Raw genomic sequence first — 25,733 nt, forward strand, 5'->3', positions numbered from 1 at the left:
AAATCGCGGTAACTGACAGCCTTCCCGTATCAATGATAGGATAATCAGTGAACGATCAAAACGGTATCAAGCATGTTAGACAAAATTTTAAGAATTGCCACCAGGCAAAGCCCGCTCGCTTTATGGCAGGCACAATATGTTCAGCAGCGTCTGATGGCCTGTCATCCGGGCCTGCGCGTAGAGCTGGTGCCGATGGTAACGCGCGGCGATATTATTCTTGATACGCCGTTAGCGAAAGTGGGTGGTAAAGGGTTATTCGTCAAAGAGCTGGAACTGGCGATGCTGGAAAACCGTGCTGATATCGCGGTGCATTCAATGAAGGATGTGCCGGTAGAATTCCCTGAGGGGCTGGGGCTGGTTGCGATTTGCGAACGCGACGATCCGCTGGACGCCTTTGTCTCAAATCGTTATGCCACGCTGGACGAGCTGCCGCAGGGTGCGGTCGTTGGTACTTCCAGCCTGCGTCGACAGTGCCAGCTGGCCGCATTGCGTCCCGATCTGGTGATTCGCTCGCTGCGCGGTAATGTTGGTACGCGCCTGTCGAAGCTGGATGCCGGCGAGTACGACGCCATTATCCTTGCTGCCGCTGGTCTTAAGCGCCTCGGCCTGCAGGATCGCATCCGCTACGCCATTCCCGCAGAGGTTTCGCTGCCTGCGGTTGGGCAGGGTGCGGTTGGCATTGAATGCCGCCTCGACGATGAACAAACCATTATGTTGCTGGCGGCATTAAATGATGACGATACCGCAACGCGCGTAAAAGCAGAGCGTGCGATGAACACGCGGCTGGAAGGGGGTTGCCAGGTGCCCATCGGCAGCTATGCAGTATTGGAGGGCGACGATATCTGGCTACGCGGCCTGGTCGGTTCACCAGACGGCGTTTCTATGATTCGCGGCGAACGACGCGGCCCGCGCCATCAGGCGGAGCAGCTGGGTACGTCACTGGCAGAAGAGTTGCTGAGTAACGGCGCGCGTGAAATCCTGCAGGACGTTTATCAGGGGAACCCACCGAAATGAGCATTCTCGTCACCCGCCCTTCTCCCGCAGGCGTTGAGCTGGTGACACGTCTGTGCGCGCTGGGCCATAGCGCATGGAGCTTTCCTCTGATTGAATTTACGCCGGGGCGCGAGCTGGCGCAGCTGGCAACACAGCTTGCGGCACTGGCACCGGGCGATCTGGTTTTTGCGCTTTCTCAGCACGCCGTCGAATATGCGCAACCCTGCCTGCATCGGGCAGGGCTAAGCTGGCCCGCTGCGCTAAACTACTATGCTATAGGACGCAGCACCGCGCTGGCGTTACACAGCGTTAGCGGTTTATCGGTAGCCTGGCCGCACGAACGCGAAACCAGCGAAATGCTGCTTCAGCTGCCAACATTGCGCCGTCTGAAAGGAAAGCGGGCGTTGATCCTGCGAGGCAACGGCGGACGCGAGCTGTTGGGCGAAACGCTGGTGCAGCGTGGCGCAGAGGTTCGCTTCCTTGAATGCTATCAGCGTTGTGAGAAATATTATCACGGACCCAGCGAAGGAAAGCGCTGGCGCGACCGCGCTATTGATACGCTGGTAGTAACCAGCGGTGAAATGCTACAACAACTTTATCAGCTGTTTCCTGCGATCGATCGCGAGGAGTGGCTGTTGCGCTGTCGGCTGATTGTCGTCAGCGAACGTTTGGCTACCCTGGCCAGGGAACTTGGCTGGAAACGTATCACGGTAGCTGATGGTGCTGATAACGACGCGCTGGTGCGCGCGTTACAATAAACTTGAAAATGGGATGTGCCACAATGACGGAACAAAAAGATTCCTCCGCTATGGTTGAAGAAACCACTTCCGCGGCAGAAACAAAAAAACCGCCTGTTAAAAAGCCCCCGCGTAAATCAGGCCAGACCGGCACCGCTCTCAGTGCGCTGGCGATTGTTATCGCCCTGGCGGTCGGTGCCGGGTTATGGGTCAATACGCATCATCAGGCACAACAGCAGGCTGAAGCCAACCAGGCATTAAGCGAGCAGCTAACTACACTACAACAGCAAAATGAACGTGAAAAAACACAGCTGGAGCAGCGTCTCAGCGCGCAAATCAACGAATTAAAAACGGCGCAGCAACAGCAGAACGCGCTGGCTCAGCAGCTGGATGAACTGAAAGAAAAAGTCGCCGCTATTTCCGGCAACGATGCACGTACCTGGCTACTGGCTCAGGCCGACTATCTGGTTAAGCTGGCAGGCCGTAAGCTGTGGAGCGATCAGGACGTAACCACTGCGGCAGCGCTGCTGAAAAGCGCGGACGCCAGTCTCGCCGATATGAACGATCCCAGCCTGGTTCCGGTGCGCCGTGCCTTAATGCAGGATATCAGCACCCTGTCTGCCGTCAGTCAGGTGGACTACGATGGCATCATTCTGAAGCTCAACCAGCTCTCTAACGGTGTTGATAATCTGCGTCTGGCAGATAACGACAGCGACAGCGCGCCGATGGACGCTGACAGCAATGAGCTCACCTCATCGCTACGCGAGTGGCGGCAGAACCTGGTGAAAAGCTGGCATAATTTTATGGATGATTTCATCACCATTCGCCGCCGCGATAACACCGCTGAGCCGCTATTAGCGCCTAATCAGGATGTCTACCTGCGAGAAAATATCCGCTCGCGTCTGTTGATTGCCGCGCAGGCGGTACCGCGTCATCAGGATGAGATTTACCGTCAGTCGGTGGATACCGTCTCTACCTGGGTACGCGCCTGGTTTGATACCAGCGACGCCAACACAAAATCTTTCCTGGCGCAGCTTGATGATTTAAGCCAGCAGAGCATTTCCATGGAGATCCCGGAAGCGCTGGAAAGCCAGCCGCTACTCGATAAGCTGATGCAGACGCGGGTACGTAACCTGTTGGCACAGCCCGCTGAACCGGCGCAGCCGCAGCAGGGAGAGTAACGATGCTAAAAGTCTTTGTACTGTTTCTGCTGCTGATTGCCGGTATCGTTATCGGCCCAATGATTGCGGGCCATCAGGGCTATGTGCTGATTCAGACCGACAACTGGAATATTGAAACCAGCGTTACCGGCCTGGCGATTATTTTGATTGTGGCTCTGCTGGTGATTCTTGGCATTGAGTGGCTACTGCGCCGTCTGTTTCACACCGGTGCCAGAACCCGCGGCTGGTTCGCCGGACGTAAGCGTAACCGCGCTCGTCGCCAGACGCATGAAGCGCTGGTGAAACTGGCGGAAGGTGATTACCGTCAGGTAGAGAAACTCCTGTCGCGCAATGCCGACCACGCTGAGCAGCCGGTCGTAAATTACCTGCTTGCCGCAGAAGCGGCCCAGCAGCGCGGCGATGAAGCACGCGCCAATCAACATCTGGAACGCGCTTCCGAACTGGCCCAGAACGATCCGATCCCGGTAGAAATTACGCGCGTACGTATTCAGCTGGCACGCAATGAAGATCACGCGGCCCGTCACGGTATCGATCGCTTACTGGATGTCGCGCCGCGTCATCCTGAAGTGCTGCGTCTGGCAGAACAGGCGTATGTGCGTACCGGTGCCTGGAGCGCCCTGCTCGATATCCTCCCTGCGATGGAAAAAACCCAGGTAGCGAATGAAGAGCAGGTTAGCGCACTGCGCCAGCAGGCGTGGCTTGGTCTGATGAATCAGGCAATGGCGGAACAAGGCAGCGATGGCCTGAAGCGCTGGTGGCAAAGCCAGAACCGCAAGACGCGCCATGAAACCACCCTACAGGTAGCGATGGCGGATCACTTGATTGCCTGCGACGATCACGAAACAGCGCAGCAGATCGTGCTGGATGGGCTGAAGCGTCATTACGATGAGCGTTTGATCCTGCTGATGCCTCGGCTGAAAACCGGTAACCCGGAACAGCTGGAAAAAGCCCTGCGCCAGCAGATTAAACAGCATGGTGCCACGCCGTTGCTACACAGCACGCTGGGGCAGCTGCTGATGAAACATGGCGAATGGCAGCAGGCAGGCGACGCGTTCAGGGAAGCGCTTAAGCAGCGTCCTGACGGTTATGATTATGCCTGGCTGGCCGATACGCTGGATCGTCTGCATCGACCGGAAGAAGCCGCGCAGATGCGGCGCGAAGGTTTACTGCTGACGTTACAGAATAATCGTTAGCTTTAAGCATCATACAAAGCCGGGATCTTCCCGGCTTTTTTATGCGCCGCGTTCCGGTTCAGGCAAAAAAAAACCTGCCCACAGGGGCAGGTAGAAAATCAGGTCGGTAAGACAACCGAATTGGTACCCGACTCAACGTAGTGTCCTTATACTCCAATAAAGCGAACGATATTGGCTGGTTGGACAACAGGTACCTGAATGGCTCTGCATCATTCCGGGGTTTATGAAGCCAGAGGCGAACATAAGAAGTGGAATGAGCATCTACAGGTAGATTATTGCACAAGCTGTGCCAAAATGACATTTACCTGAAAATATTTTTATATCCAATTGAAAATTAACCATAACTTTTAGCAAAAGCTGTTTTTTAACTTCCAGGACTTGTCGTAAGGAAGCAACAACCTTAAACAAACGCTGTCTCCATTGAGAGACAAAAAGCAGTCGTTCAGAAAAATACAATAAATATCATCAAGATAGATGTCTTCAGTTTGCGACAAAGGCATAAATATTTCTGTGGTGCCCTGTTGTCTTTCCGGCGGCAGCTAAAGCATTGGGGTTAAAAACTGGTAAAAAGGGGAGATTAGCGTTGCAGACGTAAAATAAGGCAGGAAAACCAGCGAACATTGTCAGGAACAGAAGCAGAACGACAAAAACAAAAAAACCTGCATTATGCAGGTTAATAAGATGGTCGGCGAGAGAGGATTCGAACCTCCGACCCACTGGTCCCAAACCAGTTGCGCTACCAAGCTGCGCTACTCGCCGACATATACCTTACTCTTTACTTACTCTTGCCTGGTGCGAAGAGAGGGACTTGAACCCTCACGTCCGTTAAGACACTAACACCTGAAGCTAGCGCGTCTACCAATTCCGCCACCTTCGCATGTTCCAGCAAAAGTTGGGGTGGCTAATGGGACTCGAACCCACGACAACTGGAATCACAATCCAGGGCTCTACCAACTGAGCTATAGCCACCATTACTGCTTATTTTACTACTAACGCGGTAAATGTTACCACCGCAGCTCTTGCGACCAGTTTAATGGCGCGCCCGACAGGATTCGAACCTGAGACCTCTGCCTCCGGAGGGCAGCGCTCTATCCAGCTGAGCTACGGGCGCGTAGCGCCGTTGCGGATGGGGATACTACGGATTTGCGCCTGAGCTGTCCAGTGCTTTTTTAAGAAAAAAGTGCGTTTGATTAGGCTTTGTGCATTCCGTCTAAACAAACGCCACTGTAGCACGCTATCTGTATAAAAACAGCGCACTCTGACGCATAAATACCTTACCGCATGCATGATTAAAGCTGACCGCGATAGTAGTAACCGAGGAATTTTAGCAGCCGCAGCTGACGACGCAGGCGGCTCGGCTGGCTCAGCAGTCGATAAAGCCACTCCAGACCCAGCCGCTGCCAGACCGCTGGTGCACGCTTGACGTGCCCGGTGAATACATCATAAGTGCCGCCTACGCCCATATACAGCGCCTGTGGGCACACGGCTTTACATGCCTGCATCAACAGTTCCTGCTTCGGCGATCCCATCGCTACCGTGACAATCTTCGCTCCGCTCGCCGCAACGCGCTGGAACAGCGCATCACGATCGCCATCGTTAAAATAGCCATGCTGCGTGCCGACAATATTAACCCGCCACTGGCGCTGCAATTTTTCTACGGTTTCTTCCATCACCTGCGGCTTACCGCCAATCAGAAATACCGGAATCCCCTGTGCTCCCGCACGTGCCATCAGCGCTTCCCATAAATCCGCTCCCGCAATGCGTGCTACCTGCGCCTGCGGATACTTTTTACGGATAGCCCGCACAATGCTAATTCCGTCGGGGTATTTGAACTCCGCTTCATCAATCAGCTGATGCAGGGCGGGATTGTTTTCGTAGGTCAATACTTTTTCCGCATTGATGGCAACCAGCGTACCGCTGCGTACTTCTCCGTCAGGGCACAGGTAATCCAGGCAGGCGTCCATATCGGTAAAGCCCTGCAGCGTAATGCCGCGAATCATATATTGGGGCAGGTTTGGCATAGCGTTTTTATTCATATCCATTACTCCGGCGACGCTGACAGCGTCTCAGAGACCAGCGCACCGCGTTGACGCGGGCGGATTAAACCGGCGCTATCCAGCAGCCAGAAAATTAGCTTAGCGACAATGACGCAAGCGGCAAAAATCAGGCAAAAGAACACCACACGGCTGACAAAGGCATCCAGTCCTTCACGCGCCAGCACGATGATATTAAACACCGCACCGAAACAGAAGCTCTGCATAATGGCCGATTTGTAGCGGTTCGGGTGCGCTTTGCCTCGCTCATATAGCCAGTCAAACCATTTGATAATCAGCCCTACCGCTATCGCGCCCACCGGGATAAAGAGCGCGCCGCCCATCACGACCAGCGATCCCAGCAAGGTGGGTGATATCGCCAGGCCAGAGTGGTTGTTCAGCACTTCCCAGGTAAAGTAGTTGGCGCTGTTCAGCACCATTGACGGACGTTCCGGCCACAGCCAGCCAGGGATAAAGACATAAAAGTCACGCACAATCGGTGCCAACCCCTGGAAATGGATGTTGTCATAGTTCTGTAGCAGCAGCGCCAGATTTTCCCACGGCGAGAAGGTATCGCGTGTCAGATAAAGAAAGGTGTATAGCGCCTGCTCGCCGCTTACATCAAGGTTATAGCGCCGCAGCGCCAGCCAGAACATGCCGACAATACCAAACATACCTGCGGCAGCCAGCATCCACAGCGTGATCCAGCCGCGAATAATGCCGATAAACAGGAACAGCGAGAAGGCGATAATAATATTGGCGCGGGTCCCGCCGACGATGGCATAGGTCAGCAGGCCAAAGGCAACGGTACTGGCAAGAAAGAACAGCCACGCCTTACGCCCAGGCTGGAGGAAATAAACCACCAGCATCGCCGGGATGAAGAAATAAAAGAAACGCTTCAACGCCACGCCGGAGACTTCACTGGAAAAAATTTCGCTGTAGGCATGGAGACGAAACAGCAGAAAGCCGTTGCGCATAAAGAAGATGGCGACTGTCGCCAACGCCAGCAACGCCAGGATTCCCCAAATCAGATGCGCCTCTACGCGGTTTACGCTAAACAGGCTGCGCTCCTGGCCCAGTCGTCGCGCCCGCAGGCGCGTTTTGTAGCTAACGTAATAAATCGCGTAGAAGCTTCCCGCTGCCAGCAACGCCTGTAGCAAATACGCAGGCGGCACCACAGCAACATCAAAGCGGAATACCAACAGGCAGGTAAGCGGAAAACCAAAGTAAAAGGTCAGCAAAAATAACAGCGAGAAAAAGACGTTAAAGTTAAAGCGCACCCGGCGGAACTCGCGCCACGTCAGCGTCAGGATAAAGGCCAGCGACATCGCCCACACCAGCAGCAGGCCGCCAAATTCTGCCAGGCTCATACCTTTTCTCCTTCTGCAAGGGTCAGCGCCTGGCACCAGCCGGTAATAAAAGCGGGATCGAAAAAGGCAATGCGGCTTTTATCAATCCCAACCAGCTGCTGACGCGCCTGCGCAACAATTTCCTGACTCAACGCATCGGTATCAAACAGCACCGGTAGCTGCTGCTCAACCATATCCTGCCAGAACGGATTTTTGCGATTCAGTACCACAGGAACATTCGCCTGCATCAGCAAACAGAGCGTGCCAATCCCCTGCTGCCGTTCAAAAACAAAATAGCCGAGATCGCAGTCAGCGATAAGCTGTAAGTAATCGTCAAAAGCGATTTTATCGGTCAGCAATTCAACCTGCCCGCCACTAAACAGCGACTGCGCCGTGGCGCGTACCTGACGGATGTAATCATGATTATTCTCCGGATAGCCCATCGGCACGATAACCCTCACGCTGTCGCCAAACTGCTGGCGTATCGCCTGTAGAGCCGGAATATGACGATTGCTGACATCACCAGAATTACCCAACAGCAGCGTAAAAACATTATCCTGTCGCTGGCGCGCAGGCATAGCATGATGCATACGCGTCGGGAAATAGAGCAGCGAAGCGGGTACGCGGCGGTGACGTTGCTGATAATGGCTGATATCGCCGCGCGTGGCGAAAAGGTGCGCCACTCTCCCCTGCGCCAGACGGCGCAGCAGATAAAACAGGCGGAATTTAAGGCGGCGCGACTCTTCATAGAGATCGGCCCCCCATACGTGCCAGTAAACCTGGCTGCGACGCAGCCCGCCGTGTAACAGCGCCAGCCAGAGCCAGGCATTGAACTGACCATGCAGGAAAAAGCGCGTCTGACGATTGCGGGCCAGTTTCAGCACCGCCTGCGCCAGTGCTTTTTTACCGGCAAAAACCTCGATTTGTAAGGCCGGATAGCGGCTTTGCAACGCGGCCTCACGGCTTACAACCATAAACCGACGCGGCGTGCGTGTAGGCTGCGCGTCCCGCATCACATCATTAAAAAAGCGCAGCACCGTTTGGTTGTGATGCGGAACGTCTGAGCCCAGTACATGAATCAATGTCGTCATACTCTTCGGCGATAAATCAAAAAGGCGCACAAACAGAGCGCAAAATAGACAATATAGGTAGCCATATAGGCCTGCGCCGCCCCGGTCGCGCCAGAGAGCGGAATCAGCCAGCGCGAAAAAGCGGTCAGTAAAATAAACTGGCTAAGCTCGGCGGCAATATAAAAACGCAGCGACGCTTTCGCAATCACCAGATAGCCGAAAACGTAAGCGCCTACCTTCAGCACATCGCCAATCAACTGCCAGATAAACAGATCGCGCATGCCGTGAAATTCGCTGGAAAACAGCAGCCAGATCGCCACATCGCGCAGCAGCCAGACGGAGAAGCCTACGGCCGCCACCAGCGGCAAGACAAAGCGCAGCGTACGAAAGATCTCCCGTGAAATATCCGCTTTGGTTTCCAGCCGCGAGAGCGTCGGCAACAGCCAGACGCTAAAGGTGGCGGTAATAAATTGCAGCCAGGCATCGGAAATTGTAGTCACTCCCTGCCACAGGCCAACCTCCTGCCAGCTATAACGCGCCGCCAGCAGGTTACGCATCATCATCCAGGCAATCGGCAGCGTAGCGGACGTAATCAGCGCCATCAGGGTAAATTTCGCCAGCTGGCGGGCGAGCTCGCCATGCCAACGCGGCAACAGCGCGCGCAGCGGCAGGTGATCGCGCTTAATCAGCAACAGCATCGCCGGGATCACAATCAGCGCAGGCACCACCGCCAGCCCTACCAGCGCACCGCGATAGCCTCCCAGCCAGTAGCAAATCACATAGCCGATAACGCCAATAATGCTGCCCGCCATCAGCGACAGCGCATTGCCCATCGCATCGCGGAAGCCTTTCATTATCGCCAGCGCCAGGTTCGCCCAGGCGATGCCCATCTGCAAAAACGCGACGATACGAATAACTTGCTGATAGCCATCGTGACCAAACAGCACCTGACTAATCGGTGCCGCGGCCAGCAGGAATACCAGTGCCAACAGCAGGGAGAAACCCAGCACCATCGCTGAGGCGGTGCCGGTAACCCGGATCAGCTGCTGAGGCTGCTGTTGATACTGCGCCACATACTTGGTGACGCCGTTAAAGATACCGGCCCCGGCCAGCACGCCAAGAACGGTAATCAACTGACGAAAATTCCCCGCCTGGCCGACGCCTGCCGGACCAAAACTCACCGCCAGCAGCTTCACTACCAGCAAACCGGCGGCAATTTTTACCAGCGTGGACGCGGCGGTCCACACTGAGGCTTTTGCAAGTGACATATCAGGCGAAGAAACTCAGCAGGGAATTAATTACGGTGCTTTGGTTGTTCTCCGACAGGTTGTAGAACAGCGGCAGGCGCAGCAGACGTTCGCTTTCAGTGGTGGTATAACGATCTTCACCGTCAAAACGACCAAAACGCTCTCCGGCTGGCGAGCTGTGCAGCGGGATATAGTGGAATACCGCCAGGATTTCCGCCTCTTTCAGCCATTCGATGAGCGCCGCACGATCTTCTGCATCGCGCAGCTTGATGTAGAACATATGGGCATTGTGCTGGCAGTGCGGCGGCAGTGCGGGCAGCGAAATACGCCCGCTGGCGGCAACGGGCTGCAAAGCATCATAGTAACGCTGCCAGAGGTGAAGGCGCTGCTGATTAACGCGCGTAGCCGCTTCCAGCTGCGCCCAGAGGTAAGCCGCCTGCAAATCAGACATCAGATAGCTGGAGCCAATATCGCGCCAGGTATACTTATCCACCTGACCACGGAAAAACTGGCTGCGGTTGGTGCCTTTTTCACGGATGATTTCCGCTCTTTCCGCCAGCGCTTCATCGTTGATTAAAGTTGCGCCGCCTTCACCACCCGAGGTGTAGTTTTTAGTTTCATGGAAGCTAAAGCAGCCAATATGCCCGATACTGCCTAACGCCCGGCCTTTCCAGGTCGACATCACGCCCTGCGCCGCATCCTCAATAACATACAGCTGATGCTTCTTCGCCAGCGCCATAATGACATCCATTTCACAGGGCACGCCCGCATAGTGAACCGGCACGATCGCCCGTGTTTTATCAGTAATTGCCGCTTCGATGCGCGTTTCGTCGATATTCATCGTATCAGGACGCACGTCAACGAATACGATTTTAGCTCCGCGCAGCACAAACGCGTTGGCGGTAGAGACAAAGGTATAGCTCGGCATGATGACTTCATCGCCAGGCTGGATATCGATCAGCAGCGCGGCCATTTCCAGCGAAGCGGTGCAGGAAGGCGTCAGCAACACTTTTTTACTGCCAAAGCGCTGTTCCATCCACTGCTGGCAACGGCGCGTAAAGCCACCGTCACCACACAGCTTGCCGCTTTCCATCGCAGACTGCATATATTCAAGTTCGGTTCCCACCACCGGTGGCGCATTAAATGGAATCATGACGTTACCTGTATAACCAATAAGCGGTGCTGTCGATAACGGCACCGCAACGAAGGTAAAGCCGCATAGCGGCCAAATTGCTGAGCTGGGTTGCAACGCGCAGCCTGCCCAAACGTCGTGCGCGACACCAGTCTGTCGCTGCCAGCACCAGCCGGGTGCCAACACCCTGTCCCTGTGCATCGGGCAGCGTTGCCAACAGACCAACACGCGCTTCATCGGCACCGATCTCACGCAGCGAGACGAAGCCCTGTAGCCTGCCCTGCTCATCGTGCGCAATCAGGCACTGGTTATCAAAAGTGCCCCGCACCGCGTTCTCAATCCATTGCGCATAAAAGCGCGCGCTGTCATGCGGCAGATACCAGGGCGTGCGGAAACGGCTGAGCGAAAACGCCGCGCCTGCCGCGCTGCGCAGCGCTTCAATATGTTCCGGGCGAGCGATGCGAATGCCGGTTTGCCTTTCCGCTGCCGTCACCGCCAGCTGCAAATCCGCCTCACCTTCCACAACGCGAAAACCCAGCTGCTGAAGCGCGTCCAGCCGCACCGTCTGGCGGCTATCCACCTTTGCCTGCACCAGATCGAAAGCGTCGAGCTGCTGCACATCGAGCGTGGCGGCATCTTCCCACACCAGCTGCGCGCTGCTGCGCTGGAAAAACTGATTTTCCCAGTCGAGAGGCTTAATACTGGCGTGGACGCGCATGAAGAATATCCAACAGATACTGGCCGTAGCCGGTTTTTTGTAGCGCCTGCGCCGCACGTCGCAGGCCATCATCATCCAGCCAGCCGTTACGCCAGCCGATCTCTTCCAGACAGGCGACCTTAAAGCCCTGGCGTTTCTCTACCGTCTGAACAAAGGTGCTGGCCTCAATCAGGCTGTCATGGGTGCCGGTATCGAGCCAGGCGAAACCGCGCCCCAGCAGCTCAACGTTTAGTTCACCGCGCTCCAGGTAGCGCTGATTAATCGAGGTAATCTCCAGCTCGCCACGGGCCGAAGGTTTCACCTGACGGGCAAACTCAACCACCTGGCTGTCGTAAAAATAGAGGCCGGTAATCGCCCAGTTCGATTTCGGCTGCGCCGGTTTTTCTTCCAGCGATACCGCGCGGAACGCATCATCAAATTCCACCACGCCAAAGCGCTCCGGGTCCATCACCTGATAGCCGAAGATGGTAGCGCCATGCCGCCGCGCCGCGACTTTTTTCAGCTTGGGACTGAAGCCCTGCCCAAACCAGATGTTGTCGCCCAACGCCAGGCAGCTTGGCTCACCGTTCAGGAAGGTTTCGCCAATAATAAATGCCTGCGCCAGGCCGTCCGGGCTGGGCTGTACCGCATAGTCCAGATGGATACCGAACTCGCTGCCGTTACCCAGCAGCCGCTGAAAATGCGGCATATCGTCCGGGGTGGTAATAATTAATATTTCACGAATGCCCGCCAGCATTAACACCGACAGGGGATAATAGATCATCGGCTTGTCATAGATGGGCAGCAGCTGTTTCGATATGCCGCGCGTAATCGGATGCAGCCGCGTACCCGATCCGCCCGCCAGGATAATGCCTTTCATCGTTATTGGCCTCAGTGAGAACTGTGAGAAAGTCCAAGCCGTTCGCCCTGGTAGCTGCCGTCAAGAATGCTGCGCCACCAGCTTTCATTGTTCAGATACCACAGCACCGTTTTACGTAGCCCGCTGGCGAAGGTTTCCTGCGGACGCCAGCCCAGCTCACGCTCGATTTTACCGGCGTCGATGGCGTAACGCAGATCGTGACCGGGACGATCGGCCACAAAGGTAATCAGCTGGCGAAAGTGTGCGATACCCGCAGGTTTCACCGGGGCCAGTTCATCCAGCAGATCGCACAGCATCTCTACCACATCGATATTACGCTGCTCATTATGGCCGCCGATGTTGTAGGTCTCCCCGGCTTTTCCCTGAGTGACGACAGTCACCAGCGCGCGCGCATGATCTTCAACGTAGAGCCAGTCGCGCACCTGCCCGCCGTCGCCATACACCGGCAGCGGCTTGCCCGCCAGCGCGTTGATGATCATCAGCGGAATCAGTTTTTCCGGGAAGTGGCGCGGGCCATAGTTGTTAGAGCAGTTAGTGACGATAACCGGCAGGCCGTAGGTACGCATCCAGGCGCGCACCAGATGATCGCTGCTCGCCTTGCTGGCGGAGTAAGGGCTGCTCGGCGCATAGGGCGTGGTTTCGGTAAAGAAATCGTCGCTGCCGTGCAGATCGCCAAAGACCTCATCGGTAGAGATATGATGGAAAATAAACGCCGCCTGACGTTCGGCAGAGAGGCCGCGCCAGTAGTGCCGCGCCGCTTCCAGCATCTGCCAGGTGCCGATAATATTGGTTTCCATAAATGGCCAGGAGCTGTCGATAGAGCGATCGACATGGCTTTCCGCCGCCAGGTGCATAATGCAATCCGGCTGATACTGCGCCATGATGCGGTCCAGCGCGGCGCGATCGCAGATATCAACCTTCTCAAAAGCAAAGCGCTCGCTCTGTGCGACGTCCGCCAGCGAAGAGAGGTTACCCGCGTAGGTCAGCTTATCCACGACTACCACGCGATGTTCCGTCTGCTGAATCAGATGGCGCACCACAGCAGAGCCAATAAAGCCCGCACCGCCGGTAACCAGAAACTGCTTCATCGCCATACCCCTTTGGTATCCACAATCCAGCGCTGCGCAACCTGTTCGCCCGCGACTGCCCTGAACTCGCGGTGATCGACCAGCATCACCAGCACATCCGCCTGTTCAAGCGCCTGCTGCTGGCTGACCAGCGAGGCATCATTCGCCAGCTTCGCGGGGATCTGCTTCACGTTAGGTTCGACCACCCAGGTCGCGCCGCTGTGCCAGTCGGCAATCAGATGCGCTATTTCCATCGCCGGGCTTTCACGCAGATCGTCGATATTGGGCTTAAATGCCAGGCCAAAGCAGGCGATGGTCAGCTCGCTGGCACGTTTGCCGCTGTTGGTCAGGCAATCGGCCACGGCAGCTTTTACCTGGTTCAGCACCCAGTGCGGTTTGGCGTCGTTCACCTCGCGCGCGGTACGAATCAGGCGCGCCAGCTCGGGGTTCTGCGCCACGATAAACCAGGGATCGACCGCAATGCAGTGTCCACCGACACCCGGCCCCGGCTGGAGAATATTGACGCGCGGATGGCGGTTTGCCAACGCAATCAGCTCCCAGACGTTAATGCCCTGCTGGGCGCAAATCAGCGACAGTTCGTTGGCGAAAGCGATATTGACGTCGCGGAAGCTGTTTTCCGTCAGCTTACACATCTCCGCCGTACGAGCATTGGTAATCACACACTCGCCTTCAAGGAATATGCGATAAAGCTCGCTGGCGCGCGCTGAACAGGCGGGCGTCATGCCGCCTACGACGCGATCGTTTTTAATCAGCTCCACCATCACCTGGCCTGGCAGTACGCGTTCCGGGCAGTAGGCGATATGAATATCAGGAGAGTCCGCCTGCTGGTGAGGGAAGGTTAAATCGGGACGCGCCTCCGCCAGCCACTGCGCCATTTGTTCTGTGGTGCCAACCGGCGAAGTAGATTCCAGAATCACCAGATCGCCCTTTTTCAACACCGGTGCCAGCGACAACGCCGCCGCCTGAACATAGGCGAGATCGGGCTGGTGATCGCCTTTAAAGGGCGTCGGCACGGCAATCAGGAAAGCATCAGCCTCAACCGGCTGTGTCGCGGCGCGTAAAAATCCCGCCTGCACCGCTGTTTTCACTACCGCATCCAGATCTGGCTCAACGATATGAATTTCCCCACGGTTAATGGTTTCAACCGCATGGGCGTTGATATCCACGCCAACAACGTTTTGCCCGCGCGAAGCGAAAGCCGCTGCGGTAGGCAGGCCGATATAACCAAGGCCAATGACCGAAATAGTATTAAAGCTCATAGCGTTACTCTGTTATTTTTTAGCGCCTGTAAAATACGTGCGCAGGCATGCCCATCGCCATACGGGTTATGCGCGCGGCTCATCGTTTGCCAGGCTTCTTCGTGAGTGAGCAGATGGTTAACCTCTGCGACAATCTTCTCTTCATCCGTTCCCACCAGCCGTACGGTACCGGCGGCTACCGCCTCCGGACGCTCGGTAGTTTCCCGCATCACCAGTACCGGCTTGCCGAGCGAAGGCGCTTCTTCCTGAATGCCGCCGGAATCGGTAAGGATCAGCCACGCCCGATGCATCAGCCAGACAAACGGCAGATATTCCTGCGGATCGATCAGCACGATATTGTCGATACCGCTCAGGATGCGGTTTACCGGCTCGCTAACGTTTGGATTCAGGTGAACCGGATAAACAATCTGTACTTCCGGATGCTGAAGCGCCAGCTTTGCCAGCGCGCTGCAAATACGCTCAAACCCGCCGCCAAAGCTTTCACGGCGATGCCCCGTCACCAGTATCATTTTCTTTGAGGCATCGAGGAACGGATAGCGCGCCGCCAGATCGTCATAGTGCTGACGATCGGACAGAATACGATCGCGTACCCAGAGCAGCGCATCGATTACCGTATTGCCGGTAACAAAAATCCGGCTGTCCGGCAGGTTCTCGCGCAGCAGATTTTGCCGGGAGTTTTCCGTCGGGGTAAAGTGCCAGGTCGCCAGATGGCCGGTTAACTTGCGGTTCGCCTCTTCCGGCCAGGGGGAATAGAGATCGCCGGTGCGCAGACCTGCCTCAACGTGCCCTACCGGAATCCGGTGATAAAAAGCCGCCAGGCTGGCAGCCAGCGTGGTGGTGGTATCGCCGTGCACCAGCACCACGTCAGGCCGGAACTCAGCAAATACCTGCTTCAGCCCTTCAAGGATACGGCTGGTAATCTCGGTTAACCCCTGTTCCGGGCGCATGATATCCAGATCGTAATCGGGCTTAAGCGCAAACAGACGCAAAACCTGATCGAGCATTTCACGATGCTGGGCGGTTACGCACAGGCGAGCGTCAAAGGCCTCATCATTTGCTAACGCATGAACCAGAGGCGCCATTTTTATAGCTTCCGGCCTCGTACCAAAAACGGTCAGTACTTTCACTGTTTTTCTCTTCGTTCGTTAGCCGTGTCAGTCACAGCGACACCTGCAACGCGCGTTTCAGGCACGACGGCGAATCAGCGCAACGCCAGCGCCAGTCAGCGCGCCAATGGAGCCCCACAGGATCATTAAAAATAGACGGCGCGGGCTGTCGCGCTTCACTGGCTCTTCCGGCGTGCGCAGATAACGGTAAGTCTGGAATTTCGCCTCCAGCGTCGGCCCGACGTTCAGCGTATCGAGCATTGCCCGGTTTTGGTCATAGCTGATATCGTAGGTAGGCCCATTTGCCTGCAAATTTTCCAGCCGGGCCTGCAACATCGGCCTGCCCAACAGGAAAAGCTCAGAATCAGGCAGCTGTTCCGATGGCGTGCTGGTTTTGGTCTGGTCGATACCTTGCTGCTGGGCAATTTTCAGTGCCTGCTCCACGCTATGTAGCTGTCGCTGATATACCGCATTAGCAACCGATTCCTGACGTTTCACCTGAGCCTTCATCTGTACGGTACGCGCCGCCCAGGCTGCTTTTAGCTCCTGATTAAGATGGCGCGCCGCACGCTCGCTGGCGAAGGCAACATACTGTCGCAACAGGTTGTTAGCATCCGTGGCGGTTTCCGCTACCAGCCTGACGCTGTCGCTGGCGTTTTTAGCGTTATCGGCGGGGGAAAACTGAATGTTGCTGACCATCTCATCCAGCAGCGCGGCGTCATTGCGCACATTGCCGCTTTTACGATGTTTGTAGTAGTCCGTCTGTAGCCAGAATTCACGGCGCGTATCCCATGAAGAGAGCTGCATAATGAATTCCCGATACGCGTCATCCATTACCGACGACTGCGGCGCGGTCAGTGTCCCGCCGCTGCTACGAATATCCAGGTTACGTAAAAACTCTTGCTGGGAGTAATAGCTACCGATCATATTGACCGTAGGACGGTCGGTTATCGCCGTCGCGCTCCACTCCTGCTTAACCAGCAGTGAAAATATCCAGGCCAACACCATACACAGCAGCGCCAGCCCAATAATCCAGCGCTTACCGCGCCATAGCGTGCAAAACAGGCCTCTGATGTCCAGTTCGTTATCCACGCGATCAGTGGTCATATCCAGTTATCCTTTTCCAAAAGGGAGTTTAGCCAGCAAGCTTATTTTTATTAGCGCGACGCAGACGCCGCTTGAAGCGTTTGATCATGCGAGCCACGCGCCAGGCTCGCTTGATGCAGTAGCCATAGAGGATGAAAGCAAGCAAAAACAGTACCAGCATTATCCATTCAGGAATAAAAGCCAGATACTCTCCCAGCACACCGACGCCAGCCAGCAGTGCGGCAGCCAGGGTAATCAGCACGAAAGCCTGACGGGAAGAAAAACCGGCGCGCATGATCAGGTGATGAATATGCTGCCGATCGGCAGAGAAAGGGCTCATGCCCTTACGCAGGCGACGGTACATAATCGCCACCATATCCATCAGCGGAATGGCAATCAGCCACAGCGCGGTAACCGGCGTGATAGGGTGGGTGACGCCCTGCGTGGTTTCCAGCAGGATCCAGATAATGGTAAAGCCAATCAGCGTGCTGCCCGCATCGCCCATAAAGACTTTGTAACGCTTGCCGAAAACGCCGAGGTTTAACAGGATATAGGGCAACGTGGCAGCGATCATCGCAAAGCACCACATTGACAGGCTATGCTGACCGTCAAAATAGAGGATGATACCCATCGCACCGAAGGTGACGCAGGACAGCCCGCCCAGCAGACCGTCAATGCCATCAACCATATTGAACGCATTTATTGCCGCCCAGACGGCAAACAGCGTCAGCACGTAACCAAACGGCCCCACCACCAGCTCTATTGGCCCAACGATATAACCGAGACTCAGCAGGTAGAGTTTGCCCACCACCATCATCACCACCGCAATCGCCGCCTGTACAACGGCGCGGATTTTAACGCTGATGTCAAAGCGATCGTCCAGCGCACCTACCAGTACCAGCACCCCCGCACAAAACAGGTAAAGCAGGCCGTGCGGCAGGTAATAGTTGGTAATAATGAAAGTGAAGCAGATCCCGGCATACACTGAGATCCCACCAACCAGCGGTATTAACCCCTGATGGCGTTTGCGATAGTTAGGTCGATCGACCAGGCCGACTTTTTTAGCTGCTTTCCGTGCAAAAAACAGAAATGCTAATGAAAACAGGAAAATCAGACCAAGCTCAGTACTCATCGTGAGTAAATTCACATTGACAGCTCTCTGCTAAGACATCGGATAACTATAAGCAATTATTATGCCCACCAGCCTGACTGACGCCTGAATAATGCAAATCCGCCGCCTGGCCGCTTGTTCTTTGAGCAAAAGCGATGGCTATTTGTACGCTTTACCACTTATGACGCCGACAGTCGCTTTATCCTATAGTCCCAAAATAAAAAACGCCACGTCTGAGCGTGGCGTTACCCGAGTTTTCTTTCCACCGTTATGGGCGTTTAACTGACGTTTGCCTGACGGTCAAAAAGGTTATGAACGTTTCATCATATCGAAGAATTCATCGTTGGTTTTGGTCATCGCCAACTTATTAATGAGGAATTCCATGGCATCAATCTCACCCATCGGGTGAATAATTTTGCGCAGGATCCACATTTTTTGCAGCTCTTCCTGGGAAGTAAGCAGCTCTTCTTTACGTGTACCGGAACGGTTGTAGTCGATAGCCGGGAAAACACGTTTTTCCGCAATTTTACGGGAGAGGTGCAGTTCCATATTGCCGGTACCTTTAAACTCTTCGTAAATCACTTCATCCATTTTCGAGCCGGTATCGATCAGCGCCGTCGCGATGATGGTCAGACTGCCGCCCTCTTCCACGTTACGTGCCGCACCGAAGAAGCGTTTCGGACGATGCAGGGCGTTCGCATCCACACCACCGGTGAGTACTTTACCGGATGCCGGAACCACGGTGTTATAAGCACGCGCCAGACGGGTGATGGAGTCGAGCAGGATGATAACGTCTTTTTTATGCTCAACCAGACGCTTCGCCTTTTCGATAACCATTTCGGCAACCTGAACGTGACGGGAAGCGGGTTCATCAAAGGTGGACGCAACCACTTCACCTTTAACCAGACGCTGCATTTCGGTAACTTCTTCCGGACGTTCGTCAATCAGCAGCACCATCAGTACGCAGTCAGGATGATTGTAGGCAATGCTCTGCGCGATGTTTTGCAACAGCATGGTTTTACCCGCTTTCGGCGGTGCCACAATCAGACCACGCTGGCCACGACCGATCGGAGAGGCCAAATCCAGCACGCGTGCGGTCAGGTCTTCGGTTGAACCGTTACCACGTTCCATACGCAGGCGAGAGTTAGCATGCAGCGGCGTCAGGTTTTCAAACAGAATCTTGCTGCGCGCATTTTCCGGTTTGTCATAGTTAACTTCATTTACCTTCAGCAGCGCAAAGTAACGCTCACCCTCTTTCGGCGGACGGATTTTGCCTGAAATGGTGTCACCAGTGCGAAGGTTGAAGCGGCGGATTTGGCTGGGAGAAACGTAGATGTCGTCGGGACCGGCAAGGTAGGAGCTGTCTGCGGAGCGGAGGAAACCAAATCCGTCCTGCAATATCTCCAGCACACCATCTCCGAAGATATCCTCACCGCTCTTGGCGTGTTGTTTGAGGATAGCGAAAATGATGTCCTGTTTGCGCATGCGCGCCAGGTTTTCCAGCCCCATGTTCTCGCCGAGAGTAATTAGCTCTGAAACCGGCGTATTTTTTAGTTCGGTAAGATTCATAATGGTGGGTTCTTAAACTCGGGGTATATCTCGAAAAGGTTGTCGTGAATGGTATGGCAAGAAGGTCCATGCCCGTTAATGGCTCCATTTTCATGTCTGCTCGATGATCTTATGCGTGAATGCCGATCTGAAAACGAGGAGACGGTTGAAAACAGATACCGGAAAATGATGCTACCGTCAGATTGTTGATGCACCGCGTAAAAAAAGCCAGCGTTCAACAAGGGAAACAAACTACAGGTAAGTTCGTAATGCAGTAGGATTAACTTAGCATGCTTCATGCCGGGCGTCTAGCGGTCTGGCAAAAATTACTGACCGCCAACGCCGGCAGTGAAATCAGCCCAGGTTCGCGTTCAGGAACTCTTTGAGCTGGCCTTTGGACAGCGCACCCACTTTGGTCGCCGCCACTTCACCATTTTTAAACAGCAGCAGCGTCGGGATGCCACGAATACCGTATTTCGGCGCCGTTTCCGGGTTCTCATCGATATTCAGTTTAGCAATGGTCAGCTTACCGTCATACTCTTCTGCTACTTCATCAAGGATCGGGGCAATCATTTTGCATGGACCACACCATTCCGCCCAGAAGTCCACCAGCGTTAAACCTTCGGCTTGCAGCACGTCGGTTTCGAAGCTTTTGTCGGTCAGATGAACGATTTTATCGCTGCTCATGTCTTACTCCACAAGATTATGCCTGGCTGGTTGGCGTAAAATCTGCCAACGTAGGTTGACTTTATTTCACCGGATACGCTTTCGTAAAGCAATAGTAAGCTGATATTCTACCACACTATGAGCAAAACACACTTAACCGAAAAGAAGTTTTCCGACTTCGCCCTGCACCCACAAGTTATCGAAGCCCTTGAAAAGAAAGGCTTCCATAATTGTACGCCTATTCAGGCGTTAGCATTGCCGCTCACGCTGGTCGGGCGCGATGTTGCGGGTCAGGCGCAAACCGGAACAGGCAAAACGATGGCGTTTCTGACGTCAACGTTTCATTATTTGCTTTCCCATCCCGCCGCAGAAGGCCGTCAGGTTAACCAACCGCGCGCGCTGATTATGGCCCCAACCCGCGAACTGGCCGTACAGATTCATGCCGACGCCGAGCCACTGGCACAGGCGACCGGACTGAAACTGGGTCTGGCTTATGGCGGCGACGGTTATGACAAACAGCTGAAAGTGCTGGAAAGCGGTGTGGATATCCTGATCGGCACTACCGGACGTCTGATCGACTACGCCAAACAGAATCATATCAACCTTGGCGCGATTCAGGTTGTGGTACTGGATGAAGCCGATCGCATGTTCGATCTCGGTTTTATCAAAGATATTCGTTGGCTGTTCCGCCGTATGCCTGCCACCAACCAGCGCCTGAACATGCTGTTCTCCGCCACGCTCTCCTACCGCGTACGCGAGCTGGCGTTCGAGCATATGAATAATGCCGAATATGTTGAGGTTGAACCGGAGCAAAAAACCGGTCACCGCATTAAAGAAGAGCTGTTCTATCCTTCTAACGAAGAAAAGATGCGCCTGCTGCAAACGCTAATTGAAGAAGAGTGGCCGGATCGCGCAATTATTTTCGCTAATACCAAACATCGCTGCGAAGATATCTGGGGCCATCTGGCCGCCGATGGACATCGCGTTGGGCTGTTAACTGGCGATGTGGCGCAGAAAAAACGTCTGCGCATTCTGGAAGATTTCACCCAGGGTAATATCGATATCCTGGTCGCTACCGACGTAGCGGCGCGCGGGCTGCATATTCCGGCGGTGACGCACGTCTTTAACTACGATCTGCCTGACGACTGCGAAGACTATGTTCACCGTATCGGTCGTACCGGTCGCGCCGGTGCCAGCGGCTTCTCTATCAGCCTTGCCTGTGAAGAGTACGCGCTGAATCTGCCAGCGATTGAAGAGTATATCGGCCACGGCATTCCGGTAAGTAAATACAACAGCGAAGCGCTGATGAACGATCTGCCGCCGCCGAAACGGTTGACGCGTAATCGCCCCAGCAACGGCCCACGCCGTTCCGCAGGTAACAACCGTCGCAGCGGCGCGCCGCGTAATACTAACCGTAAACGTTCAGGTTAACGACATCATGCTCAGCGCATCGTCACTTTATGCTGCGGTCGATCTTGGGTCTAACAGCTTTCATATGTTAGTGGTGCGCGAAGTGGCGGGAAATATTCAGACCGTCGCGCGCATCAAGCGTAAAGTACGCCTCGCCGCCGGGCTTAACAGCGCCGGCGAGCTGTCCGAGGAGGCGATGGCGCGCGGCTGGCAATGTTTACAGCTCTTCGCCGAGCAGCTACAGGATATTCCCGCCGCGCAAATACGCGTGGTTGCCACGGCGACGCTGCGTCTGGCTACCAATGCCCAGCGCTTTCTTACCCAGGCTGAGGCGATACTGGGCTGTGCGGTCAATGTCATTACCGGCGAAGAGGAAGCACGCCTGATTTATCAGGGCGTGGCGCATACTACCGGCGGTTCCGATAAGCGTCTGGTGGTAGATATTGGCGGTGGTAGCACCGAGCTGGTAACCGGCGATGGCGCTCAGGCAACCGCGCTGTTTAGCCTGAGCATGGGCTGCGTGACCTGGCTGGAACGCTATTTCGGCGATCGCAATCTCGCCAAAGAAAATTTTGACCGGGCAGAACAGGCGGCGCGTGCGATTATTCAGCCCGTGGCTGAACGCCTGCGTACGCAGGGCTGGCAGATTTGCGTCGGCGCGTCCGGCACCGTGCAGGCGCTACAGGAAATTATGGTGGCGCAGGGCATGGATGAGCGAATTACGCTCAGCAAACTGCAACAGCTGAAGCAGCGCGCCATTCAGTGCGGCAAGCTGGAAGAGCTGGAAATTGAAGGCCTGACGCTGGAGCGGGCGCTGGTTTTCCCCAGCGGGCTCGCTATTCTGATAGCGATTTTTACCGAACTGAATATTGAAAGCATGACGCTGGCGGGCGGTGCCCTGCGTGAAGGCCTGCTCTACGGCATGCTGCATTATCCGGTCGATCGCGATATTCGCAGCCGCACGCTACATAATATTCAGCGTCGTTTCTCCATCGATGTAGAACAGGCGGAACGGGTACGTCAGCTGGCGGCAAGCTTTGCGCGTCAGGTCAGCCCACACTGGAAGCTGGATAACTACTGTCGCGATCTGCTGGAAAGCGCCTGTCTGATCCATGAAATTGGCCTGAGCGTCGATTTTCGTCTCGCATCACAGCATGCGGCCTATCTGGTGCGTCACCTCGATCTCCCTGGTTTTACGCCCGCGCAGAAAAAGCTGCTTGCCACGCTGCTGCAAAACCAGAGCAACAGTATCGATCTGGCGCAGCTTAATCAGCAGAATGCGGTGCCGTCACGCACGGCTGAACGCATGTGCCGGCTGCTGCGTCTGGCGGTAATTTTCGCCAGCCGTCGCCGTGACGATACGCTGCCCGCAGTGCGCCTACAGAGCGATGATGAAACGTTGCAGGTAACTTTGCCTCCGGGCTGGCTGAAAGCGCATCCGCTGCGCGCAGAAATGCTGGAGCAGGAGAGCCGCTGGCAGTCCTACGTACACTGGCCGCTGGCGATTGTCTGAATTTAATCCGGGACAGCTTACTCAAACGCTGTCCCGTTTTTTTATGCGCCTTTTTTCGCTTTATCCAGCATTGCCCGCAGGCCCGCCACGCGGCTCTGCCCGGTTTTCATCCGTTCTTCCGCACTTACGACTTTCCGCTCGGTTTCCCACATCAAATCGTCCTGCGGCAGTTCAAGCAGGAAGCGGCTCGGTTCAGGGCGCACCAGTTCGCCATACTGCCGCCGCTCGCGGCATAGCGTAAAGGTCAGCTCCTTCTGCGCACGGGTAATGCCCACGTAGGCCAGACGCCGCTCTTCCTCGATATTATCTTCATCAATGCTGCTTTGATGCGGCAATAGCCCCTCCTCCATGCCAACCAGATAGACATAGGGGAACTCCAGCCCTTTAGAAGCATGCAGCGTCATCAGCTGTACCTGATCCAGCTCCTCATCGCTTTCACCGCGCTCCATCATATCGCGCAGCGTGAAACGCGTGACCACCTGCGTCAGGGTCATTGGCTCATCAATATCGCTGCCTTCCAGCATTTCCGTCATCCACTGGAACAGTGTATTGACGTTTTTCATGCGCATCTCCGCCGCTTTCGGGCTGGGAGAGGTTTCGAACAGCCAGCTTTCATAATCGATGCCGCGAATCAGATCGCGCACGGCAATGATTGGCTCACGTTCCGCACGCTGCGCAATCTCCTGTAGCCAGCCGGTAAAGCGTTGCAGGCTCTCCAGCCCACGCCCGGTAAGCGTCTGGCTCAGCCCCAGATCGAAGCTGGCCGTAAACAGGCTCTTATTGCGCTGGTTGGCCCACTCACCCAGCTTTTGCAACGTTGCCGGGCCGATTTCACGCCGCGGCGTGTTGATAATACGCAGGAAAGCGCTGTCATCATTCGGGTTGGTTAATACGCGCAGATAAGCGAGCAGATCCTTAATCTCCGGGCGCGAGAAAAATGAGGTGCCGCCCGAAATACGATAGGGGATGCGGTTCTGCATCAACATTTTCTCAAACACCCGCGACTGGTGGTTGCCGCGATAGAGAATGGCGTAATCCTTGTACTGCGTTTTATTAATAAAGTGATGGGCGATAAGCTCGCCGGTGACGCGCTCCGCCTCATGATCTTCATGATTGGCGCTAAGCACCTTCAGCTCAACGCCGTAGCCCAGCTCAGAAAACAGCCGTTTCTCGAAGACATGCGGGTTGTTGGCGATCAGGATGTTCGCCGCTTTCAGAATACGTCCGGTGGAGCGGTAATTCTGCTCCAGCTTAATCACCTGTAGTGCCGGAAAATCCTCTTTCAGCAGTACCAGGTTTTGCGGTCTGGCACCACGCCAGGAGTAAATCGACTGGTCGTCATCGCCTACCACGGTAAAGCGCGCCCGCGCGCCCACCAGCAGCTTTACCAGTTCATACTGGCTGGTGTTGGTATCCTGATACTCATCCACCAGCAGATAGCGGATACGCTGTTGCCAACGTTCACGCACCTCCTGGTTACGCTGCAACAGCAGCGTCGGCAGCAGGATCAGATCGTCAAAGTCGAGCACGTTACAGGATTTCAGGTGGCGATCGTACAACTCATAGCAGTGCGCAAAAATACGATCGCGCTCCGACTGGACGCGCCCCTGCGCCTGAAGGGGATCGATCAGATCGTTTTTCCAGTTTGAAATCATTGAGATCAGCTGCTGTAGCAGGGTCTTATCGTTTTCCAGCCACTGCTCGGTAAGATCCTTCAACAATGCCAGCTGATCCTGATCGTCAAACAGCGAAAAGTTAGATTTCATCCCCAGCGCTGCATATTCGCGCTTGATGATCTCCAGCCCCAGCGTATGGAAAGTGGAGATCATCAGGCCGCGCGCCTCTTTGCGGCCCAGCGTTTGCGCCACGCGCTCTTTCATCTCACGCGACGCTTTATTGGTAAAGGTGACGGCAGCGATGTGCCGCGCCTGATAACCGCACTCACGGATCAGATGAGCGATTTTATTGGTAATGACGCGCGTCTTGCCGGAACCCGCGCCAGCCAGCACCAGGCAAGGGCCGGTAACAAATTCGACAGCGTGTTGTTGGCTGGGATTAAGACGCATAGAAGTACTCAGTGAAAAGGAGGAGGGTTAATTAACAGCGTGGTAGTATATCCAGCAGCATCCATACGACTCAAGGCACGATCATGGCAAAAACCGCAGCGGCAATGCATATCCTTGTAAAGGAAGAGAAACTGGCGCAGGAGCTTCTGGCACAGCTGGAAAACGGCGCTGACTTTGAAAAGCTGGCAAAAAAACACTCCACCTGCCCGAGTGGGCGTAAAGGTGGCCATCTGGGTGAATTCAAGAAAGGCGCGATGGTGCCTGCGTTTGATAAAGTGGTGTTTTCCTGCCCGTTGCTGACGCCTTACGGCCCGCTGCATACGCAGTTCGGCTACCACATTATTAAAGTGCTGTACCGTAACTAACAA

Annotated in this window: 22 protein-coding genes and 4 tRNA genes; 7 read left to right on the top strand and 19 right to left on the bottom strand. The window is 55.1% G+C overall.

What is annotated here, in order from left to right; translation table 11 throughout:
* The first annotated feature begins 72 nt into the window (after positions 1–72).
* Genes hemC through hemY form a run of 4 tightly spaced genes read left to right on the top strand, consistent with a single transcriptional unit; the run spans position 73 to position 4,104 of the window.
* Complete coding sequence (gene hemC / locus C7M51_RS16020) at positions 73–1,014, top strand: hydroxymethylbilane synthase (protein ID WP_160622639.1); 942 nt, start codon at positions 73–75, stop codon at positions 1,012–1,014.
* A complete protein-coding gene (gene hemD, locus C7M51_RS16025; protein ID WP_160622640.1) occupies positions 1,011–1,751 on the top strand; it encodes a uroporphyrinogen-III synthase in 741 nt (246 codons plus the stop codon). The genes hemC and hemD overlap by 4 nt, the downstream gene beginning before the upstream one ends.
* A 23-nt stretch (positions 1,752–1,774) precedes the next feature.
* Positions 1,775–2,911 carry a uroporphyrinogen-III C-methyltransferase gene (gene hemX / locus C7M51_RS16030; protein ID WP_160622641.1) on the top strand — a complete coding sequence of 379 codons (1,137 nt, stop codon included), beginning with the start codon at positions 1,775–1,777 and terminating at the stop codon, positions 2,909–2,911.
* Between the two features lie 2 nt (positions 2,912–2,913).
* Complete coding sequence (hemY, locus tag C7M51_RS16035) at positions 2,914–4,104, top strand: protoheme IX biogenesis protein HemY (RefSeq protein ID WP_160622642.1); 1,191 nt, start codon at positions 2,914–2,916, stop codon at positions 4,102–4,104.
* A 682-nt stretch (positions 4,105–4,786) separates the two neighbouring features.
* Here hemY and C7M51_RS16040 read toward each other — a convergent pair.
* The 18 genes from C7M51_RS16040 to trxA all read right to left on the bottom strand — a co-directional run bounded on the left by C7M51_RS16040 (position 4,787) and on the right by trxA (position 20,397).
* Positions 4,787–4,863, bottom strand: a tRNA-Pro gene (locus C7M51_RS16040).
* Positions 4,864–4,894: 31 nt separating this feature from the next.
* Positions 4,895–4,981 (bottom strand) — tRNA-Leu (locus C7M51_RS16045).
* A gap of 16 nt (positions 4,982–4,997) precedes the next feature.
* Positions 4,998–5,073: transfer RNA gene (locus C7M51_RS16050), tRNA-His, on the bottom strand.
* A gap of 65 nt (positions 5,074–5,138) precedes the next feature.
* Positions 5,139–5,215, bottom strand: a tRNA-Arg gene (locus C7M51_RS16055).
* Between the two features lie 178 nt (positions 5,216–5,393).
* Entirely contained in the window at positions 5,394–6,140 is a 747-nt protein-coding gene (wecG, locus tag C7M51_RS16060) for a lipopolysaccharide N-acetylmannosaminouronosyltransferase (protein WP_244323745.1), read from the bottom strand.
* A gap of 5 nt (positions 6,141–6,145) precedes the next feature.
* The gene (gene wzyE, locus C7M51_RS16065) at positions 6,146–7,507 is read right to left on the bottom strand and encodes an ECA oligosaccharide polymerase (protein WP_160622643.1); all 1,362 of its coding nucleotides are present in this window, start codon (positions 7,505–7,507) and stop codon (positions 6,146–6,148) included.
* Entirely contained in the window at positions 7,504–8,577 is a 1,074-nt protein-coding gene (wecF, locus tag C7M51_RS16070; RefSeq protein ID WP_160622644.1) for a TDP-N-acetylfucosamine:lipid II N-acetylfucosaminyltransferase, read from the bottom strand. Before wecF ends, wzyE begins: the two co-directional genes overlap by 4 nt.
* Positions 8,574–9,824, bottom strand: a complete 1,251-nt coding sequence (gene wzxE, locus C7M51_RS16075) for a lipid III flippase WzxE (RefSeq protein ID WP_160622645.1) — start codon at positions 9,822–9,824, stop codon at positions 8,574–8,576. The genes wecF and wzxE overlap by 4 nt, the downstream gene beginning before the upstream one ends.
* Before the next feature lies 1 nt (position 9,825).
* The gene (rffA, locus tag C7M51_RS16080) at positions 9,826–10,956 is read right to left on the bottom strand and encodes a dTDP-4-amino-4,6-dideoxygalactose transaminase (RefSeq protein WP_160622646.1); all 1,131 of its coding nucleotides are present in this window, start codon (positions 10,954–10,956) and stop codon (positions 9,826–9,828) included.
* Between the two features lie 4 nt (positions 10,957–10,960).
* A complete protein-coding gene (rffC, locus tag C7M51_RS16085; protein ID WP_160622647.1) occupies positions 10,961–11,653 on the bottom strand; it encodes a dTDP-4-amino-4,6-dideoxy-D-galactose acyltransferase in 693 nt (230 codons plus the stop codon).
* Positions 11,631–12,512: a glucose-1-phosphate thymidylyltransferase RfbA gene (rfbA, locus tag C7M51_RS16090; protein WP_160622648.1), complete on the bottom strand. Its 882-nt coding sequence runs from the start codon at positions 12,510–12,512 to the stop codon at positions 11,631–11,633. The genes rffC and rfbA overlap by 23 nt, the downstream gene beginning before the upstream one ends.
* Before the next feature lie 11 nt (positions 12,513–12,523).
* A complete protein-coding gene (rfbB, locus tag C7M51_RS16095) occupies positions 12,524–13,600 on the bottom strand; it encodes a dTDP-glucose 4,6-dehydratase (protein ID WP_160622649.1) in 1,077 nt (358 codons plus the stop codon).
* Entirely contained in the window at positions 13,597–14,859 is a 1,263-nt protein-coding gene (wecC, locus tag C7M51_RS16100; RefSeq protein ID WP_160622650.1) for a UDP-N-acetyl-D-mannosamine dehydrogenase, read from the bottom strand. Before wecC ends, rfbB begins: the two co-directional genes overlap by 4 nt.
* The gene (wecB, locus tag C7M51_RS16105; RefSeq protein ID WP_160622651.1) at positions 14,856–15,986 is read right to left on the bottom strand and encodes a non-hydrolyzing UDP-N-acetylglucosamine 2-epimerase; all 1,131 of its coding nucleotides are present in this window, start codon (positions 15,984–15,986) and stop codon (positions 14,856–14,858) included. The genes wecC and wecB overlap by 4 nt, the downstream gene beginning before the upstream one ends.
* A 57-nt stretch (positions 15,987–16,043) precedes the next feature.
* The gene (gene wzzE, locus C7M51_RS16110; protein ID WP_160622652.1) at positions 16,044–17,072 is read right to left on the bottom strand and encodes an ECA polysaccharide chain length modulation protein; all 1,029 of its coding nucleotides are present in this window, start codon (positions 17,070–17,072) and stop codon (positions 16,044–16,046) included.
* Positions 17,073–17,100: 28 nt separating this feature from the next.
* Complete coding sequence (wecA, locus tag C7M51_RS16115; protein ID WP_160622653.1) at positions 17,101–18,183, bottom strand: UDP-N-acetylglucosamine--undecaprenyl-phosphate N-acetylglucosaminephosphotransferase; 1,083 nt, start codon at positions 18,181–18,183, stop codon at positions 17,101–17,103.
* A 288-nt stretch (positions 18,184–18,471) separates the two neighbouring features.
* Positions 18,472–19,731, bottom strand: a complete 1,260-nt coding sequence (gene rho, locus C7M51_RS16120) for a transcription termination factor Rho (RefSeq protein ID WP_141177666.1) — start codon at positions 19,729–19,731, stop codon at positions 18,472–18,474.
* Between the two features lie 333 nt (positions 19,732–20,064).
* Positions 20,065–20,397, bottom strand: coding sequence for a thioredoxin TrxA (gene trxA, locus C7M51_RS16125; protein ID WP_141177667.1), 333 nt, complete (start codon positions 20,395–20,397; stop codon positions 20,065–20,067).
* A 117-nt stretch (positions 20,398–20,514) separates the two neighbouring features.
* Between trxA and rhlB the strand changes: the two genes are divergently transcribed.
* Complete coding sequence (rhlB, locus tag C7M51_RS16130) at positions 20,515–21,807, top strand: ATP-dependent RNA helicase RhlB (RefSeq protein ID WP_160622654.1); 1,293 nt, start codon at positions 20,515–20,517, stop codon at positions 21,805–21,807.
* A 7-nt stretch (positions 21,808–21,814) separates the two neighbouring features.
* Positions 21,815–23,299, top strand: coding sequence for a guanosine-5'-triphosphate,3'-diphosphate diphosphatase (gene gppA / locus C7M51_RS16135; RefSeq protein ID WP_160622655.1), 1,485 nt, complete (start codon positions 21,815–21,817; stop codon positions 23,297–23,299).
* A 41-nt stretch (positions 23,300–23,340) separates the two neighbouring features.
* On the opposite strand, the gene rep is transcribed toward gppA, so the two are convergent.
* A complete protein-coding gene (rep, locus tag C7M51_RS16140) occupies positions 23,341–25,365 on the bottom strand; it encodes a DNA helicase Rep (protein WP_160622656.1) in 2,025 nt (674 codons plus the stop codon).
* An 83-nt stretch (positions 25,366–25,448) separates the two neighbouring features.
* Here rep and ppiC point away from each other — a divergent pair, with 83 nt between their 5' ends.
* Complete coding sequence (ppiC, locus tag C7M51_RS16145) at positions 25,449–25,730, top strand: peptidylprolyl isomerase PpiC (RefSeq protein WP_160622657.1); 282 nt, start codon at positions 25,449–25,451, stop codon at positions 25,728–25,730.
* Positions 25,731–25,733 lie beyond the last annotated feature (3 nt).

The sequence above is a fragment of the Mixta intestinalis genome (genome assembly GCF_009914055.1).
GTDB classification, from domain to species: Bacteria; Pseudomonadota; Gammaproteobacteria; order Enterobacterales; family Enterobacteriaceae; genus Mixta; species Mixta intestinalis.